The organism is Stenotrophomonas sp. YJH_SMC_12-1 (genome assembly GCF_059370935.1).
In genome coordinates this window covers 376,562-393,882 of sequence record NZ_JCAFUD010000004.1, presented here as the reverse complement: position 1 = coordinate 393,882, position 17,321 = coordinate 376,562, and the positions used below count along the sequence as shown (strand labels likewise).

The 17,321-nt window shown below is 66.7% G+C and carries 12 protein-coding genes; 7 read left to right on the top strand and 5 right to left on the bottom strand.

All coding sequences use genetic code 11. The features are described 5' to 3' along the window. Positions 1-3: 3 nt before the first annotated feature. Both AC5P8Y_RS10160 and AC5P8Y_RS10155 read right to left on the bottom strand, forming a co-directional pair. The gene (locus AC5P8Y_RS10160) at positions 4-1,776 is read right to left on the bottom strand and encodes a chloride channel protein (RefSeq protein ID WP_049430212.1); all 1,773 of its coding nucleotides are present in this window, start codon (positions 1,774-1,776) and stop codon (positions 4-6) included. A 62-nt stretch (positions 1,777-1,838) separates the two neighbouring features. Further along, positions 1,839-3,920 carry a TonB-dependent receptor family protein gene (locus AC5P8Y_RS10155; RefSeq protein ID WP_111188372.1) on the bottom strand — a complete coding sequence of 694 codons (2,082 nt, stop codon included), beginning with the start codon at positions 3,918-3,920 and terminating at the stop codon, positions 1,839-1,841. Between the two features lie 131 nt (positions 3,921-4,051). Here AC5P8Y_RS10155 and AC5P8Y_RS10150 point away from each other — a divergent pair, with 131 nt between their 5' ends. Continuing rightward, a complete protein-coding gene (locus tag AC5P8Y_RS10150; protein ID WP_111188373.1) occupies positions 4,052-4,972 on the top strand; it encodes a M14 family metallopeptidase in 921 nt (306 codons plus the stop codon). A 68-nt stretch (positions 4,973-5,040) separates the two neighbouring features. Here the strand turns inward: AC5P8Y_RS10150 and AC5P8Y_RS10145 are convergent, their stop codons facing one another. Continuing rightward, a complete protein-coding gene (locus tag AC5P8Y_RS10145) occupies positions 5,041-5,892 on the bottom strand; it encodes a LysR family transcriptional regulator (RefSeq protein ID WP_111108725.1) in 852 nt (283 codons plus the stop codon). A 160-nt stretch (positions 5,893-6,052) separates the two neighbouring features. Between AC5P8Y_RS10145 and AC5P8Y_RS10140 the strand changes: the two genes are divergently transcribed. From AC5P8Y_RS10140 to betT, 4 genes are all read left to right on the top strand, one after another. After that, complete coding sequence (locus tag AC5P8Y_RS10140) at positions 6,053-6,406, top strand: SMR family transporter (protein ID WP_005409979.1); 354 nt, start codon at positions 6,053-6,055, stop codon at positions 6,404-6,406. After that, positions 6,406-6,729 carry a DMT family transporter gene (locus AC5P8Y_RS10135; RefSeq protein WP_049432057.1) on the top strand — a complete coding sequence of 108 codons (324 nt, stop codon included), beginning with the start codon at positions 6,406-6,408 and terminating at the stop codon, positions 6,727-6,729. Before AC5P8Y_RS10140 ends, AC5P8Y_RS10135 begins: the two co-directional genes overlap by 1 nt. A 96-nt stretch (positions 6,730-6,825) precedes the next feature. Beyond that, on the top strand, positions 6,826-7,206 hold the full coding sequence (locus tag AC5P8Y_RS10130) for a VOC family protein (RefSeq protein ID WP_021204273.1): 381 nt from the start codon (positions 6,826-6,828) through the stop codon (positions 7,204-7,206). 196 nt (positions 7,207-7,402) lie between these two features. Beyond that, complete coding sequence (gene betT / locus AC5P8Y_RS10125) at positions 7,403-9,382, top strand: choline BCCT transporter BetT (RefSeq protein ID WP_049404000.1); 1,980 nt, start codon at positions 7,403-7,405, stop codon at positions 9,380-9,382. Positions 9,383-9,458: 76 nt separating this feature from the next. Here betT and AC5P8Y_RS10120 read toward each other — a convergent pair whose 3' ends face one another. Beyond that, on the bottom strand, positions 9,459-12,086 hold the full coding sequence (locus AC5P8Y_RS10120) for a TonB-dependent receptor (protein ID WP_495201948.1): 2,628 nt from the start codon (positions 12,084-12,086) through the stop codon (positions 9,459-9,461). Positions 12,087-12,419: 333 nt separating this feature from the next. After that, positions 12,420-13,397 carry a zinc-binding dehydrogenase gene (locus tag AC5P8Y_RS10115; protein WP_049403996.1) on the bottom strand — a complete coding sequence of 326 codons (978 nt, stop codon included), beginning with the start codon at positions 13,395-13,397 and terminating at the stop codon, positions 12,420-12,422. Between the two features lie 429 nt (positions 13,398-13,826). On the opposite strand from AC5P8Y_RS10115, the gene AC5P8Y_RS10110 reads away from it, so the two are divergent. Beyond that, positions 13,827-16,190 (top strand): ribonucleoside-diphosphate reductase subunit alpha, encoded by a 2,364-nt coding sequence (locus AC5P8Y_RS10110; protein ID WP_049403994.1) that lies wholly within the window; start codon positions 13,827-13,829, stop codon positions 16,188-16,190. Positions 16,191-16,261: 71 nt separating this feature from the next. Then, a complete protein-coding gene (locus AC5P8Y_RS10105) occupies positions 16,262-17,302 on the top strand; it encodes a ribonucleotide-diphosphate reductase subunit beta (RefSeq protein WP_049432068.1) in 1,041 nt (346 codons plus the stop codon). Positions 17,303-17,321 lie beyond the last annotated feature (19 nt).

Below are 17,321 nucleotides of genomic sequence, written 5' to 3'. Positions count from 1 at the left end.
GGATCAGTCGGTGTCCTCGACGCGCTCGCCCATCAGTTCGCGCTGGCGCTTGTCCAGTTCCTCGGCGTAGCGCTTGCGTACGAAGGCTTCCGAGACCACGCCCAGCACCTGGCCGTCGGCGGCGACCACGGCCAGTTCGTCGGCCTGGGTCTGGTCGAAGCGCTGCATCACGCTGACCACGTCCGCCGCTGGCGGCAGCGACACATCTCGGTTCTCGGCCAGCTCGCCAATCGTGGTCTCCGGCTTCACGCCGTCGCCGTAGACGCGCGGAATCTGCACGATGCCGGCGTAGTGGCCTTCGCTGTCGATCAGGATCACCCGGCTGCCCGAACCCAGCGGGAAGCGCTGGCGGAACGCGGCGGCATCGAGATCGGCCGGCGCGGTGGCCACGCCCTTGCGCATCAGCCGGCCGGCGTTGAGGTTCTGCACCCAGCCGACGTCGCGGGCGCTCTTGATGGTCTCGCCGCGCAGGTGCATGCGCCAGGTCGAGAACGAATAGCCGAACCACTGCCGCACCAGCGTGCTGGACACCAGCACCGCACTCATCACCACGCTGGTCAGCAGGAAGTCGTGGGTGCCTTCCAGCACCAGCATGGCCATGGTCATCGGCGCGCCGACCACCGCCGCGGCCAGCGCTGCCATGCCGGCCAGCGCGGCGGACGTGGCGTCGACCACCGGCACGCCGGTGGCCATCGCCAGCAGGCCGGCGAACAGGGCGCCGACCAGGGTGCCCATGAACAGCGAGGCGAAGAACAGGCCGCCACGGAAACCAAACCCGAGAGAGATGCCGGAGGCCAGGCACTTCAGGGTCAGCAGGCCGCCGATCCAGATCAACGGCAGGTGGGTAGTCAGGTCCAGGTGCAGCGCGCCATGGCCGGACGAGAGCACCTGCGGGCTGGCCAGGGCCAGAGGGATCAGCAGCAGGCCGCCCACCACCGGGCGACCCCACAGCGGCAATGGACTGCGCTTGACCGTGCCTTCGATCGAAGCGATCAGGCGCATGATGACAATGCCGACCATCGCGCAGCAGCAGCCGAGCAGGCCGTAGATGGCGTAGTCGGCGGCGCGCACGTCGATGGTAGAGGCAGCGGGCAGCAGGTAGGCCTCGATGCCAGCCTGGTCGGCCACGAACGCACCGGCCAGCGCGGCGACGGCCACCGGTGCCAGTGCGGCCGGGGTGTAGGCGCCAATGACGATTTCGAAGGCATAGAACGCACCAGCCAATGGCGCACCGAAGGCGGCGGCGATGGCACCGGCGGCACCGGCACCGACCAGGATGCGCACGTCGTTGCGACGCAGGCGCATCACCCGGCCCAGCTGCGAGCCGCTGCCCGCGCCCATCTGCGTATAGGAAGCCTCCAGCCCGACCGAGGCGCCGCAACCATTGGACAGCAGGGTCTGGGTCAGCACGATCAGGTTGTCGCGCATCGACATGCGGCCGCCGTGCAGGGCATTGGCTTCGACCGCATCGAGCAGGGGGCGCTTAAGCCGCGTCGCCGCAAGGCTGACCAGGCCGACCAGCAGCCCGCCCAGTGGCAGCACCAGCAGCGCGGTCCAGGTCAGCGAGGGCAGGGAGCTCAGGCGCATGCCTTCGTCCAGCCCATACAGCGTGCCCTGCAACCAGCGCGCGATGCCCGACTGCAGCAGGGTCAGGTAGCCGGCGATCAGGCCGACCAGCAGCGCGAGTGCGATGAACCACAGATCACTGCCACGCAGTCGCAGGCGCAGGCCCTGGAAGGCCAGATGCAGGCGCGATGGCAAAGCAGACGGTGACATGGTGGCGGCATGATACGCCGCCACCGTGATCGCCACCGTCACTGCATCGGGCGATTACCGCTTCAGAAGCGGTAGCGGCCCTGCACGTAGAAGGTACGCGGCGCGGCCACCATGCGGCCGGCGTTGCCATCGACGTTGCGGGTGTACCAGCGCTTGTCGGCCAGGTTGTTCACGCCCAGCGCGATCTCGCTGTCACCCAATCCCGGCACCTGCCAGGCCACCTGCGCGTTCCACAGGCGAACACCCGGCACGCGGCCCACGCGCGCATCGGCGCTCTCGGCCCAGGTGTTGGCGGCGTCGGCGTACTGGCCGCTCTGGTGGGTGCTGGAGACATTGAAGGTCCAGCCGCCCAGTGCGTAGCGGGCGCCGACGCTGTCGGTGTCGCGCGCGTAGAAGGGCACGTCCAGGCCACGGTTGTCGCCGGACTGCTGGATCGCCTTGGTCCAGGTGTAGTTGGCGTACAGCTCCAGCCCGGCCAGCGCGCTGTCCTCGGCGAAGCGGTATTCCAGTGCGCTCTCCACACCCTTGTGATCGGTGGCGCCGATGTTCTGGAAAGTCGGCGGAGTGATCCCCGGCACCTGCAGGATCTGGTTGTCGAAGCGCATCTTGAACACGGTTACTTCCGCGCGCAGTGCCCCGTCCTGCCAGCGCGCACCGAGTTCGGTGGTCTTTGCAACTTCCGGGTTCAGCGGATTGCTGGCGGTCTGCGAATTCAGCTGGATGTTCTGCACCGGCCCGAACGAGGTGGTGTAGTTGCCGAACACGGTCAGCTGCGGGGTCAGCAGGTAGGCGATGTTGAGAGAGGGCAGGGCCTTGTCGTTGCGGCTGCTGAAGGTCGCCGTGCCACCGGCCTGGCGGCGGTCCATGTCGATCCATTCCATGCGCACGCCCGGGGTGATCCGCCACTGGCCGATCGCAATGCGGTCGTCGATGTAGAACGCGTGGGCGTCGGTGGCGTTGTCGAAGCGGTTGGTGGCGCTGGCCACGCCGGTGCGGCGGGTGACGGTGTAGCTGCGGTCGTTGCCACGTTCGCGCAGGAAGCGGTAGCCGGCGGTGATGTCGTGCACGCTGGCGCCCCAGTGCAGACGCTGGGTGTAGCGCGGCTCGATGCCGAGCACGCGGTAGTCACGCGGCTGCACGGTCAGCTGGGTGTTGGCGGCGTTGATCAGCGAGCTGGCGCGGCTGCTTTCGTTGTAATAGGCCAGCACCTCGAACTCGCTGTTGGCCGACAGCGTATTGGTGTAGCCCAGGTCGATGCCGGTGCGGTGGCCCTTCCAGAAATCGGTGGGGCGGGTGTTCTGGAACGGATCGGCCTCGTACTGGGCGCGGGTCAGGCCGCCCGGGGTCAGCGAACGCACATCGTAGTAGGACAGTTTGGCGCGCAGTTCCTGCTGTTCGTCGATGGCATAGGCGAACTTCAGCGCGAGGTCGTTGAAGCGGTCATCGCTGCCCTGGCGCCAGCCACGCCCGTCCTGGCCGGAGTAGAGCAGCGCCGCGCCGAGGCCGTTGCCGCCGGTGCCGCCGAGGAAGGCGTTGTACTGGGTGCTGACACCGCCGCCATGGTCGTAGGCGCTGTAGCGCACACCCGCTTCGCCGTGCAGGCCCGCGCCGGTCGGAATGGCGCGGGTGCTGAAGTTGATGATGCCGCCCACGTTCTGTGGGCCGTAGCGCACCGCGCCGCCGCCGCGCACCACGTCGATCGATTCGATGTTGGACAGGCTGGTCGGTGCGAACGACAGCTGTGGCTGGCCATACGGCGCCACCGCCAGCGGCACGCCGTCCAGCAGTACGGTCGAGCGTGGCGAGTAGCGCCCGGTCAGGCCGCGCACGCCGATGTTCAGCGAGACCGAGCTGCCGGCCGTGCCGGAGTTGTCGGTGACCTGCACGCCGGGGATGCGGCGCATGGCATCGCCGATGCTGGCTGCGCCACTGGCCTCGATGCGCTGGCGGTCGACCACCGTGCGCGCGCCGGCGAAGCTCTTGACGCTGTCATGCAGGCCGGTGCCCAGCCAGCTGCCGGAAACCTGGATGCTGTCCAGCGTGGTGGCGCCGTCCTGGGCGAAGGCACGGGTGGCCGGGAGCAGGCACAGGGCGAGGGCGGCAGCCAGGGGCAGGCGGGCCGGTTGCAGGGCGTGGATGGGCATCGGTGCGGGTTGTGGAAGGTCGTAAATGAGAATTATTGCTGATTCCATTCGCTATTGGAATGCGCCTCCGGTTCATGCCGATGCCCCGGTGGTAGAGTGGGCGATTGCTTCCTGACCCGCTGAGATCCGCCATGTCCCAAGCTGCTTTCTACCCCGTCGGAACCCCTGGCCAGCCGTGGGGAGCGGCGGAGCGGGAGGCGTGGCGTGGCCGCCAGCAGCGCCTGCGTCGCTATGACGAAGAGGTGCTGCCGCGCATCGAGGCGTTGGCTTCGCGCTTTGACAAGGTGGCCTACGGCCAGCTCGACTACGCGGGCGAGACGTACACCTTGTTGGCCCTGCGCAGCCGCGACTGGAACCCGGCGCTGCCGGCTGCCCTGGTCACCGGTGGCGTGCACGGCTATGAGACCAGCGGCGTGATGGGCGCGCTGGAGTTCCTCGAAAAGCACGCCGCCGACTATGCCGGCAAGGCCAACCTGCTGTTGGCGCCGTGCGTGAATCCGTGGGGCTTCGAGCGCATCAACCGCTGGAACTTCGATGCGATCGACCCGAACCGCAACTTCCGGGCCGACGGCCCGGCCCGCGAATCGACCGCCGTCATCGAACTGATCGCGCCGTACAGGGGCCAGTTCGTGCTGCACATCGACCTGCACGAAACCACAGACAGCGACGAGAGCGAGTTCCGCCCGGCGCTGGCCGCGCGTGACGGCAAGCCGTTCGAGCCGGGCCTGATTCCCGATGGGTTCTACCTGGTGGACGACAGCGGGAACCCACAACCGGCCTTCCAGCAGGCGGTCATCGCCGCGGTGGAGAAGGTCACCCATATCGCGCCGGCCGACGACAAGGGCGAGATCATCGGTTCGCCGGTGGTGGCCCATGGCGTGATCGAGTACCCGCTGGTGAAGCTGGGCCTGTGCGCCGGCATTACCGGCGCCAAGTACACCACCACCACCGAGGTCTACCCGGACAGCCCGCGGGCGACCCCGCAGCAGTGCAACGACGCACAGGTGGCGGCGGTGTGCGCGTCGCTGGATTACGCGCTCGCCCATCGTTGATCGGTAGTGCCGGCCGCTGGCCGGCAACCACGGGACACTGGGATTGCCGGCCAGCGGCCGGCACTACCTCATCCAAGCGCGTCGGCCCACCACAGTGCGGCCGGTCCGGGCGGCGTGTCGCGGCGCCACAGCAGGTCGCTGTGGATGCGCCGCGGCCACCCGGGCAGCGTCAGTTCCACCAGTTGCCCGCGGTCGTAGCGTTGCACCAGCGCGCGGGGCAGTTCGGCCCAGCCGATGCCGTCCTCGGCCATCTCCATCACCATCAGGTAGTCGGTGGCGGTCCAGGCCAGGCCGGTGACCACGCGGGACTGATCGACTTCCGCGCTCAGGCGCACCTGCCGATGCCGCGCCAGTTGTGCGGCGGCGCGACGCCCGGCGCTGGCCAGCGGATGTTCGCGCGCCACGTATACCGACAGTTCGCTGTGATGGGCCAGCGGCCGGGCCATCAGGCCATCTGGATAGTGTTCCTGCCGTGGCAGCAGACCGAGCGCGGCGCGTCCGTTGCTCACCAGTTCCAGCACGTCCTCGCCCTCGGCATCCAGCCATTCCAGTTCGATCTCCGGGAACGCCTCGGAGAAGCGCTGCAGGATCCGCTGTTCGGGATCAAGCTGGTAGACATCGGAGAACACCACGGTCAGTCGCGCTTCGACCGGTGCGGCCAGGCGCACGCTCAACTGTTGCAGGCGTGCATCGGCAGCCAGGATCTCCTGCGCGTGCCCCAGCACCTGGCGCCCGGCCTCGGTCAGCTGGGGGTAGCGCCCGCTGCGATCGAACAGGCTCACGCCCAGGTCGGTTTCCAGGTGGGCAATGGCGGTACTGACCGTCGACTGGGTCTTGCGCAGCCGTCGCGCGGCGGCCGAGAACGAGCCCAGCGCCGCGGCTTCCACGAAGGCCTGCAGGGATTCAGGGGAGTAGGGCATTTATCCATCGCTCCTGTCGATGGAATCCATTTTGATCCCACCGTAAAAGGCGATGATACTAGTCGCCGTCGCCCCTGTCTGCTGGGCGTTCCGGATCCTCCACGCTCGGCGTGGATCCATTGATGAGGCGGCGTGGTCCCCGCCCTGCAAGGAGCTTCACATGTCCCGTACTGTTCCCGCCCGTGGCGCGCTGGTCGCCTGGGCCTGCCTGACCGTGGCGATCGTCGCCGAAGTGGTCGGCACCTCGTTCATGGCCCACGCCGCCCGCGATGGCGGCTGGACCGGCTATCTGGTCATGGCCGGCGCGCTGGCGCTGTCCTATTTCTTCCTGGCGCAGTCGGTGCGCCGCATCGCGGTGGGCGTGGCCTACGCGGTATGGGAAGGCCTGGGCCTGACCCTGCTGACCGTGGTCGGCCTCACCGTCTTCGGTGAAAGCCTGTCGCTGCAGCAGCTGGCCGGCCTGGTGCTGGCGGTGGTCGGCATCGTCTGCGTCACTCTCGGGGAGGCGCACTGATGAATACCCTCGCCCTGTTTTTCGTGATCTGCTCGGCCTTGATCGACGTCGCCGCCAACATGATGGTGGCCAAGTCGGAAGGCTTCCGCCGCTGGCGCTGGGGTGTCGGCGCGATCGTCATGGTCTGGATCGCCTTCGCCCTGCTGGGCCAAGCGGTGCGCTACATGGACCTGGCCACTGCGTATGCGATGTGGGGTGCGATCGGCGTGATCGGTACCGCCACCTGCGGCCGCCTGCTGTTCGGTAACCGCCTGCGGCCGATCGGCTGGGTTGGCATCGCCCTGGTCACGGCGGCGGTACTGCTGCTCAGCACCGCTAAGTAGCAGCACGCCCGGTCGCGAGCGGGGCGGCGATGATGCAGCGATTTGCGAAGTCGCCCGCGCTCATCGACACTGCGGTTTTCCACATGGAGTGCCCGCATGTTCAGCCACATCACCGTAGGAACGAACGACATGGATGCCGCGCGTCGCTTCTACGACGCCCTGTTCGCTGCGATGGCCGCGCGTGCGGGCGTATTCGACGAGAAGGGACGGCTGCTGTACTTCAAGGATGGACGGATGTTCGGTGTAACCGCGCCGATCGATGGGCAGCCAGCGTGCCATGCCAACGGTGGCACCATCGGTTTCAGTCTGGGCAGTGCAGAGGCCGTGCGTGCCTGGCAGGAAGCTGGAGTGGCTCACGGTGGTACCGCCATCGAAGATCCGCCCGGCGTCCGCAACATGTCCGGTCGGCAGGTGTTCCTGGCCTATCTGCGTGACCCGGATGGCAACAAGCTGTGTGCGGTGCATGTAATGTCGTGATCGGACAGGATGCGCGTGGCCGCGCCGCAGGCGGTGCGCGCGGCCCGCGCAAGCAAGGGTGCGTCGCAGCGCGCGCGTGATACCACGGAATGAGCGGACGGGCCTGCGACCACAGGCCGCAACTTCATGCTCTGTCCACTGCGGTTCAGCCAGAATCGGTCGGCTAACCCATTGATCTACCGGAGAACGCCGCCCCATGGATGTACTGGAGCCGCAACAATCCCCGGTGCGCACCCTTCGGCCTGTGTTCGCCTTCGCGGCGATCGTTGTCGTGGCGTTCGCGCTGTTCGTCAGTCTGTTCCCGCTCGGTGCGGGCCGCCTTCTGGTCAAGGCACAGGACTGGGCCGCACTGAATGTGGGCTGGTACTACCTGCTGGCGATGACCCTGTACCTGGTATTCGTGGTTGGCGTGGCGCTGTCCAAGTACGGCGGCATCAAGCTCGGCGCCGACCATGACGAACCGGAGTTCAGTTACCTCTCCTGGGCCGGCATGCTGTTCGCGGCGGGCATCAGCATCACGCTGTTCTTCTTCTGCGTTTCCGAACCGCTGACCCACTACCTGCAGCCGCCGCAGGGCGATCCGGCTGCGGGCGAGGCCGGTGCGCGCCAGGCCATGCAGCTGCTGTTCCTCCATTGGGGCCTGCATGGCTGGGGCGTGTTCGCGCTGGCGGCGATGGCGATGGCCTACTTCGCCTACCGCCACAACCTGCCGCTGGCGCTGCGCTCGGCGCTGTACCCGCTGATCGGCAAGCGCATCAACGGCCCGATCGGCTACACCGTGGATGCGCTGGGCATCGTCGCCACCGTGTTCGGCATCGGCGCCGACATGGGCTTCGGCGTGCTGCACCTCAATGCCGGCCTGGCACACCTGTTCAACATCCCGCATTCCAACCTGGTGCAGATCATCCTGGTGGTGGCGATGATGGGTGCGGCGGTGGCCGTGGCCGTCTCCGGCGTGGAGAAGGGCGTGCGCTGGATGGCCAACATCAACATGCTGCTGGCGATCGCGCTGGTGCTGTTCATGCTGTGCGCCGGCCCCACCCAGTACCTGCTCAGCACGTTGATGCAGAACCTGGGCGACTACCTGGGCAGCGTGGTCGGCAAGAGTTTCGATGTGTACGCCTATGGCGGCCGGCCGGAATGGCTGGGTGGCTGGACGGTGTTCTACTGGGCCTGGTGGATCGGCTGGGCGCCGTTCGTCGGCCTGTTCATCGCGCGCATCTCGCGTGGCCGCACCATCCGCGAATTCGTGTTCGGCGTGCTGCTGATCCCGCTGGGCTTCACCCTGGCCTGGCTGTCGATCTTCGGCAACAGCGCGCTGGACCAGGTGCTGCACCACGGCCAGCAACAGTTGGCGCAGCTGGCGGTGGATGATCCACCGACGGTGCTGTATGCGTTGCTGGACGGCTACCCCTGGAGCCGCGCGGTGATCACGGTGACGGTACTGGTCAGCTTCATCTTCTTCGTGACCTCGGCCGACTCGGGCGCGGTGGTGTTGTCCACGTTGTCCTCGCATGGCGGCGCACCTGAGGACGACGGCCCACGTTGGCTGCGGGTGTTCTGGGGCACCGTGATCGCAGTGCTGACGGCGGGCCTGCTGCTGGCCGGCAGCATCGACGCACTGAAATCCGCGGTGGTGCTGGCGTCGCTGCCGTTCTCGGCGATCCTGTTGTTGATGATGTGGGGGCTGACCCGCGCCTTCAGTGACGAGTCGCACCGCAAGCGCGCGCTGCAGTACCGGCCGTCGCCGTTGATCGGAGACGATCGCCACCACCAGGGCTGGCGCCAGCGCCTGAGCCAGGCCATGCACTTCCCGGTACGCGACCAGGTCTACCGCTTCATGGATGACACGGTGAAGCCGGCGATGGAGGCGGTGGCCGAGCAGCTGCGTGGGCAGGGCTGGGATGTGGCGACGCGCTTCGAAGCGGGCGACATGGAGCTGACGGTCAACCATGGCGAGCAGCAGGACTTCCTGTACCGGGTGATCCTCAGCGGCTACCTGACCCCGTCGTTCGCCGCGCAGCAGCTGCGCAACCAGCGCTACTACCGCGCCGAGGTGCACCTGTTCGAAGGCAGCCAGGATTACGACCTGGTCGGCTACAGCCGCAAGCAGATCATCAACGACATCATCAGCCAGTACGAACGGCACCTGCAGTTCCTGCACCTGAGCCGGTGATGCACGTTGATGGTAGTGCCGGCCGCTGGCCGGCAACGCGAACGGGGCGGCGCATCATCGCCGCCCCGTTGGCGCATCAGAACCGGTAGCGCGCCCCCAGCGAAATGAACTGCCCGCGCAGGTTGTACTGGCTGATGTCGAAACCGTTGGAGCCACCGGCCGGGTCGAACGGCGGGTCCTTGTCGGTCAGGTTCAGCACCGACAGCGACAGCGTGGTGTTGGGAATCCCTTCGTAGGCCACGTACAGGTCCAGCTGGTGATGAGGCTTGATGCGGTCGCGCAGGCCCGGGTTGCTGGTCGCTGTCGCCACACGCTGGTCATAGCCGCTCACGTACTGCAGGCTCAGCGTGCTGCTCCAGTCGCCCACTGCCCAGTTCAGCGACGTAGTGCCGCGGGTGCGCGGCAGTGCGCCGTGGCGGTTGTTGCCGGCCCCTTCATACGGTGCCTGACCGGCCACCAGCGGCTGCTTGAAGCTGAGCAGATGGGTCCAGCTGCCGGCCACGGTGAAGTTGCCCCAGCCTTCGGTGCGGAAGGTGCGGTTGGCTTCCAGGTCCAGGCCCGAGGTGGTCAGTTCGCCCTGGTTGGCATACTGGTTGGTGATGAACGTGATGCGCCCCTCTGCATCACGCTGCACGCGGCCGGGGAACAGCGTCGGGTTGTCGACGATGAACTGCGCGCTGTCCGGCTTGACCAGGTTGTCCTGTTCGATGCGGTACCAGTCCAGGCCGATGCTGGTATCGCCATCGGGCGACCACACCGCGCCCACGTTGAAGTTGCGCGAGCGTTCGGCCTTCAGGTCCGGATTGCCGGTGCGGATGTTGGTGACGCCACGGCTGCCACCGGGCTGCAGCGGGTCCAGCCGATCGATCACCGAGCCGTAGCTGACGGTCTGGCCCGGCGCGATCTCCGGCAGCGACGGTGCACGGAAGCCACGCGAGAACGAACCACGCAGCAGCAGGCTGTCCAGCGGCTGCCAGCGCAGCGCCACCTTCGGCGAGAACGCGTTGCCGAAGTCGTCATAGTGGTCGCCACGACCGGCCACCTGCAGCTCCAGCGTGCGGTGCAGCGGCACGCTCAGTTCGGCGTAGGCGGCGCTGACCTGACGCTTGCCGTTGACCACGTTGATGGCCGGGCGCAGTTCGGTGCCCGACAGCACCTGCGCACTGGTGCGCGCGTCCAGTGATTCCTTGCGGAACTCGGCACCCCAGGCGAAGCCGACCGCGCCGGCCGGCAGCTCCCACAGCGAGGTCGAGGCCTTCACGTTCAACGAATGCAGCTTGTACCAGCCCGGACGCTTGGTCTGCAGGCGCAGTGCATCCAGCGCGCCCGGTGTGCTGGACGGGTTGAGGAAGTTGTAGCTGCCATCGCGCAGGATCTGCTCGAACGCGTAGCGGTTGACGAAGTTGTCGACGTATTCGCGCTGCGCGCTCTGCGAGGTCAGCGCCGCCACTTCCCAGTCCCATCGCTCGCCGCTGCCACGCACGCCGGCCAAGGCGCGGTAGAACACCTGGGTGTTGTCCTTCAGGCGCGGGCCGAGGTCGAAGAACGTGTACTCGAACGGCAGCGGCGTGATGCCCGGGTTGTTCGGGTGGCCGACCGGCAGCACCGCCGGCACGTCGATCAGGGTGCCGGTGGCCGGGTTGTACGCGCGCAGGCCGGGGCCGACGGTCAGCGGCGCGCTGAAGATCTGGTCGGCCTTGTTGTGGCTGTACAGTACGTCGGCGAAGGCTTCGACGCTGTCGTTGAAGCGGTAGGTCGCGCTCAACGACGCCTGCAGGCGCTCGGCGCCGGGCTGCAGGGTCTTGAACGGCTGGGCGTTGAAGGCGCAGGCCTGGCCGGGCAGGGTGCTGCCGAAATCGCTGTACGGGCGCAGCTGGCTGCCATCCGGGCAGTTGGCGAACGGTTGCGGTGCGCGCGGGTTGGACAGCCAGTTGCCACCGGCGGTGGACCAACCGGCCAGGCGGCCGCCGGGCTTGTCGCGGAAATCGCCGCTGCGGGTGTAGGCGCGCTGGTCGGCGTCGAGGCGATCACGCTTGAGCAGGTCCAGCCCGAACAGCACGTTCCAGCCCTGCTGTTCAAGGTCACCGAAGCCAGCCAGCAGGTTGGCCTTGCGCTCGTTCAGGCCGCCCTGGGTGGCGGTACCGAAGCCGCCGCCGACTTCCACGCCCTGGAAGTTCTTTCGCAGGATGATGTTGATGACGCCGGCGATGGCATCGGAACCGTACACCGCCGAGGCGCCATCCTTCAGCACTTCGATGCGTTCGACCGCGCTGATCGGCAGCGCATTGAGGTCGACGAAGGTGTCCTGGGTGTTGAGCGCGAAACCGAAGTTGGAGACGCGGTAGCCGTTGACCAGCACCAGCGTGTTCTTCGGGGACAGGCCACGCAGGCCGATCGAGGCCGAGCCGGCGGCGAAACTGCCGGTGTACTGCTCGTCGAAGCTGTTGCCGGCATTGGCCGACAGGTTGCGCAGCACGTCGGTGAGGGTGGAGCGGCCGGTCTGCTCGATCTGTTCGCGGCTGACGATCTGCACCGGGTTCGGCCCGGCGGTATCGCTGCGCTTGATGTTAGAGCCGGTCACCAGCACGGCGCCCAAGGTGGTGCTGTCCTTGCCGGTATCGGCGGTTTCAGCGGCGCCGGCAGCGCCGGCGGTGAGGCCCAGCGCGATCGCGCCGGCAAGCAGGTTCAGGGTGGTACGGTACATGGAAGCGACAACGCCGAACGGGGGAGGAGCCGTCAGTACCGCACGCAGGCACGTGCGCCTTCCAATGACGAAAGCGCATTCAGTTATACATCACGGGTTCTTAACGAAAGTCGGTGCCTCCGTTGGAGCAGACCCACTCGGTGGGTGCGGGACCGATCTTTGGTGGGTGCGGACCGTTGGTCCGCACACCCTGCAGGGGCAGAGCCCTTTCCCTGTGGAAAGAAGCCTCATCCCCCCGCGCTACGCGCGAGAGTCGACTGACAGTCGACTCTACCGGGACTGCGCCACTACCGGGACTGCGCCACCACCGGGACAGCGCCATCCGCTGAGGCATCAAGGCCGCAGCAGCACCTTGCCGTTACGGCCCGAACCGGCGCCAGCCTTCGCTGCCTGGGCGATGTCGTCCAGTGCGAAGATCTGCTCCACCGGCAGGGTCAGTTCGCCGCTCGCCGCACGCTTCAGCAGTTCGCCGACCAGCCGGCGCTTGTCCTCCACCGCCATCGCCTGGCTGACCTTGCTGCCCCAGAAACCCTTCACCGTGGCTTCCTTGTAGATCAGTCCGCCCGCGGGAATGCGCATCGGTTCGCCGCTCATCACTCCGAACGACACCAGCGTGCCGTGGTGGCCGAGCAGGTCGACCAGGTCACCGCTGGCGTCGCCGCCGATGGAATCCACCGCGGCCGCAGCCTGTGCTTCGCCGGTCGCCTCACGCACGCGATCCTTCCAGCCGTCCAGCGAGGTGTCGAATACGTGATCGATGCCCAGCGCCTGCAGCTGCGCGACCGCATCGGCATTGCGCACCAGGTTGGCCACATGCACGCCACGCGCCCGCGCCAGCATCGCCAGCGACTTGCCCACCGCGCCGTTGGCGGTGTTCTGAACGATCCACTGGCCCGGCTCGACGTGCAGGAACTCCAGCAGCATCAACGCGCTCAGCGGCATGGCAATCAGCTGCGCGGCCATTTCGTCCGGGATCGCTTCCGGCATCGGAATCACCATGCGTGCCGGTGCAATGAACGCTTCGGCCCAAGTGCCGTGCACCGAGGCAGCGGCCACCCGCTGGCCGACCTGAAGGCCGTCGACGCCATCGCCGAGTGCATCGATCACGCCCAGTGCTTCACTGCCACCGATCGCCGGCAGGGTCGGCTTGTAGCCGTACAGGCCGCGCACGGTCAGCAGGTCGTGGTTGTGGATCGAGGCCAGCACGGTGCGGATGCGCACCTCGCCGGGGCCGGGCTCGGGCAGGGCGGCGTCGGCGATGGCAAGGACGTCGGCCGGATCGCCGAAGGAGGGGTACTGGGCAGCGCGCATGGGCGGTGTTCCGGGGAAAGTTGATGTTGTACCGAACTGGGGACGCAGGCGCTGTCGACAAGGCGCCGCAGGTGCAACACGGCATCCTGCGACTGATCGTCGCGACATGTGTTGATGACCGCATCTTGTGTTGACGAGTTCGGATATCCCCACTATGTTGTGGCGGTCACTCCCGGTCAGCCGCCGCCGCCGGACATGCAGCAAACGTCCCGCGGCCCGCCCTGAGGCTTGCCGTGTCGACGCGGCCGCCATAGTGCGGACGCAGGTCGCCCCCACGGCCCGGATACCGGCCGCAGGCGCAGGCAGATGCCGACGACCTACGTTCCCGTGCCCTGGCAATCCACCCGTTCGCCCCGTGCGCCGGTATCGCGTTCAGGGCCGCCATGGCATCGACCGCCAACGCGCGCGCGAGCCTGGAGTTTCACCACCATGACCGACAGTACCTTCCGCGTGGCCGATCTGGCCGGCGCTGGCGACGCCTTGCGCGCCGGTGGCGAGCGCGTGCCGACCTGGATCACCAAGGAGGCCGGCAACCGCCGCCTGCCGTTCGAGGCCGAACGCCTGCAGCGCAGCATCGACGCCGTGCATGCCGAGTTCCCGCAGCTGGACGTGAGCGACTACCGCCGCGTGGTGCAGGCGATGGTCGAGCGCAAGCCCAGCATCAGCGCCGATGACCTGGTCGATCTGCTGATCCGCGAGGCCGAGTCGCGGGTGGACCTGGTCGCACCCGAGTGGGAACAGTTTGCCGCGCGCATCTACCTGCGCCGCCTGTACAAGCGCGCCAGCCGCAACCGCTTCTACGACGTCGGCCTGAAGTACGGCTCGTATGTGGGCCTGCAGGAAAGCCTGGCCGACCGCGGGATCTACAGCAACGACATCCTGCGCTGCTATTCGAAGGAAGAGCTGCAGCAGGCCGGCGAGATGATCGATCCGGAGCGCGACCGACTGTTCGCCTACAACGGCCTGTACCTGCTGGCCACGCGCTATCTGGCCAGCGATCGCAGCCGCGAGGTCTACGAGCTGCCGCAGGAGCGTTGGCTGACCATCGCGCTGTACCTCATGCAGGAAGAAAAACCGCGTGAGCGGCGCATGCAGCTGGTCGGCGAGGCGTACTGGGCGCTGTCCAACCTGTACATGACGGTCGCCACACCAACGTTGGCCAATGCCGGCAAGGTGGGTGGGCAACTGTCCAGTTGCTTCATCGACACGGTGGATGACAGCCTGCAGGGCATCTATGACTCCAACACCGATATCGCCCGTGTGTCCAAGCATGGCGGCGGCGTTGGCGCCTACCTGGGCTATGTGCGCAGCAGTGGCGCACCGATCCGTGGCGTGGCCAATTCCTCTGGCGGCGTGGTGCCGTGGATCAAGCAGCTCAACAACACCGCGGTGTCGGTCGACCAGCTTGGCCAGCGCAAGGGCGCGGTGGCGGTGTACCTGGACATCTGGCACCGCGACATCGAAGCGTTCATGGACCTGCGCCTCAACAACGGCGACCAGCGCCTGCGCGCGCACGATGTGTTCACCTCGGTGTGCGTGCCCGACCTGTTCATGGAGGCGGTGGAGCGCCGCGCCGACTGGTACCTGTTCGACCCGCACGAGGTGAAGCAGGCCAAGGGCTGGTACCTGCAGGACTTCTACGACGAGAAGCGCGGCGCGGGCAGCTTCCGCGACCGCTACGCCGAACTGGTGGCCGACGAGCGCATCAGCCGCCGCACGGTGAAGGCCATCGATCTGTTCAAGCGGATCATGCTCAGCCAGCTGGAAACAGGCAACCCGTTCCTGTTCTACCGCGACGAGGTCAACCGCCGGAACCCGAACAAGCACGCGGGCATGATCTATTCCAGCAACCTGTGCACCGAGATCCTGCAGAACATGAGCCCGACGCGGATGATCCAGGAGATCGTCAGCGGCGACCAGATCGTCACCACACGCCGTGCCGGTGATTTCGTGGTCTGCAACCTGTCCTCGATCAACCTCGGCCGGGCGATCGGCGCACCGGATGACCTGCTGGCCACCGATGTACTGGAGCGCCTGATCCCGATCCAGGTGCGCATGCTCGACAACGTGATCGACCTCAATGCGTTGCCGGTGCCGCAGGCCACGATCACCAATCGCAAGTATCGCGCCATCGGCCTGGGCACGTTCGGTTGGCACCACCTGCTGGCGCAGCAGGCAATCCAATGGGAATCACCGGATGCCGAGGCGTTGGCCGACCGGCTCTACGAACGCATCAATTTCCTGACCATCCAGGCCAGCGCGCAGCTGGCGAAGGAGAAGGGCAGCTACCCGATGTTCGCGGGTAGTGACTGGCACAACGGGCGTTACTTCCGTGACCGCGACTACAGTGGCGCCGCGTGGGACAGCCTGGCCCACGAGGTGGCCACGCACGGCCTGCGCAACGGCTGGCTGCTGGCGGTGGCGCCGAACATGAGCACCGCGCAGATTGCAGGCTCCACGGCCTCGATCGACCCGATCTACAGCGCGTTCTACTACGAGGAAAAGAAGGACTTCCGGCGGCCGGTGGCGGCGCCGGGACTGTCGCTGGAAACCTGGCCGTACTACGAGAAGGGGGCCTACAAGGTCGACCAGTTCGCCAGCGTGCGCCAGAACGCGCGCCGCCAGCGCCATGTCGACCAGTCGATCAGCTTCAACCTGTACGTGCCCAGCACCATCCGCGCCAGCACGTTGCTGGAGCTGCACCTGAGCGCCTGGCGCGAAGGCCTGAAGACCACCTACTACGTGCGCTCCAACGACATCGACATCAGCGAATGCGAGTGGTGCTCCAGCTGATCACCGGCGACCCACGGTAGTGCCGGCCGCTGGCCGGCAACACGATAGAAAGAGAACGAAGGCAGAAAACCATGGCAACTCCCCTCGACCGCATCAAGATCCTCGAGCCGCGCCATCCCAACCGCAGCACCGGCATCATCAACGGCCGCACCAGCGGCATCCTCAACTGGAACGACATCCCGTACCCGTCGTTCTATCGGGCCTATAAGGAGCTGTCGACCAACTTCTGGATTCCCGACGAGGTCGACATGAAGCTGGACGCCCGCCAGTACGGCGAGCTCGACGCGCGCGAGAAGAACGCCTACGACTCGATCATCGGCCTGCTCGCCACGCTGGATTCACCGCAGACGCGCTTCATCTACAACGTCGCGGAGTACATCACCGACCCGGCCGCGCACGCCAATGCGGCGATCATCGGGCAGCAGGAAGTGATCCACAACGAGAGCTACAGCTACGTGCTGGCCTCGATCACCGACCTGCCGAACCAGAACCGCATCTTCGAGATCGCCCGCACCCACCCGACCATCATCAGGCGCAATGCGCCGATCATGGGGGCGTATGACGATTTCATGCGCGAGAAGACCGCCGAGACCCTGCTCAAGTCGTTGATCCAGTCCTCGATCCTGGAGGGCATCAACTTCTATTCCGGGTTCGCGTACTTCTACAATATGGTGCGGCAGAACCGCATGAACGGCACCGGCAAGATCATCAGCTTCATCAACCGCGACGAGCTGGCGCATACCAAGTTCATCAGCGAGCTGATCCGCGCCATCATCGGCGAGAACCCCGAGCTGCAGACCAACGAGCTGACCGCCTACGTACACCAATCGTTCGAGCATGCCATCGAGCTGGAGACGCAGTGGTCGTCGGAGGTGCTGGACGGCATCGATGGCATCGACGTGGACGAGATGGTGCGCTACGTGAAGTACCGCGCCAACAAGATGGCCGGCATGCTCGGCATCGAACGCCTGTACAGCGACACCACCGACAACGTGATGCCGTGGATCAAGGCCTACGCCGACAACTTCACCGAAACCAAGACCGACTTCTTCGAGATGCGCAATGCAAGTTACAAGAAGACCAACGTCGACAACGGCTTCGACGACCTGTGAGCCCGGCGCCGCGCTGAGC

Excerpts from the sequence above, each read along its gene's own strand:
- AC5P8Y_RS10160 (WP_049430212.1), bottom strand. The coding sequence starts at position 1,776 with ATGTCACCGTCTGCTTTGCCATCGCGCCTGCATCTGGCCTTCCAGGGC.
- AC5P8Y_RS10155 (WP_111188372.1), bottom strand. The coding sequence starts at position 3,920 with ATGCCCATCCACGCCCTGCAACCGGCCCGCCTGCCCCTGGCTGCCGCC.
- AC5P8Y_RS10150 (WP_111188373.1), top strand. The coding sequence starts at position 4,052 with ATGTCCCAAGCTGCTTTCTACCCCGTCGGAACCCCTGGCCAGCCGTGG.
- AC5P8Y_RS10145 (WP_111108725.1), bottom strand. The coding sequence starts at position 5,892 with ATGCCCTACTCCCCTGAATCCCTGCAGGCCTTCGTGGAAGCCGCGGCG.
- AC5P8Y_RS10140 (WP_005409979.1), top strand. The coding sequence starts at position 6,053 with ATGTCCCGTACTGTTCCCGCCCGTGGCGCGCTGGTCGCCTGGGCCTGC.
- AC5P8Y_RS10135 (WP_049432057.1), top strand. The coding sequence starts at position 6,406 with ATGAATACCCTCGCCCTGTTTTTCGTGATCTGCTCGGCCTTGATCGAC.
- AC5P8Y_RS10130 (WP_021204273.1), top strand. The coding sequence starts at position 6,826 with ATGTTCAGCCACATCACCGTAGGAACGAACGACATGGATGCCGCGCGT.
- betT (WP_049404000.1), top strand. The coding sequence starts at position 7,403 with ATGGATGTACTGGAGCCGCAACAATCCCCGGTGCGCACCCTTCGGCCT.
- AC5P8Y_RS10120 (WP_495201948.1), bottom strand. The coding sequence starts at position 12,086 with ATGTACCGTACCACCCTGAACCTGCTTGCCGGCGCGATCGCGCTGGGC.
- AC5P8Y_RS10115 (WP_049403996.1), bottom strand. The coding sequence starts at position 13,397 with ATGCGCGCTGCCCAGTACCCCTCCTTCGGCGATCCGGCCGACGTCCTT.
- AC5P8Y_RS10110 (WP_049403994.1), top strand. The coding sequence starts at position 13,827 with ATGACCGACAGTACCTTCCGCGTGGCCGATCTGGCCGGCGCTGGCGAC.
- AC5P8Y_RS10105 (WP_049432068.1), top strand. The coding sequence starts at position 16,262 with ATGGCAACTCCCCTCGACCGCATCAAGATCCTCGAGCCGCGCCATCCC.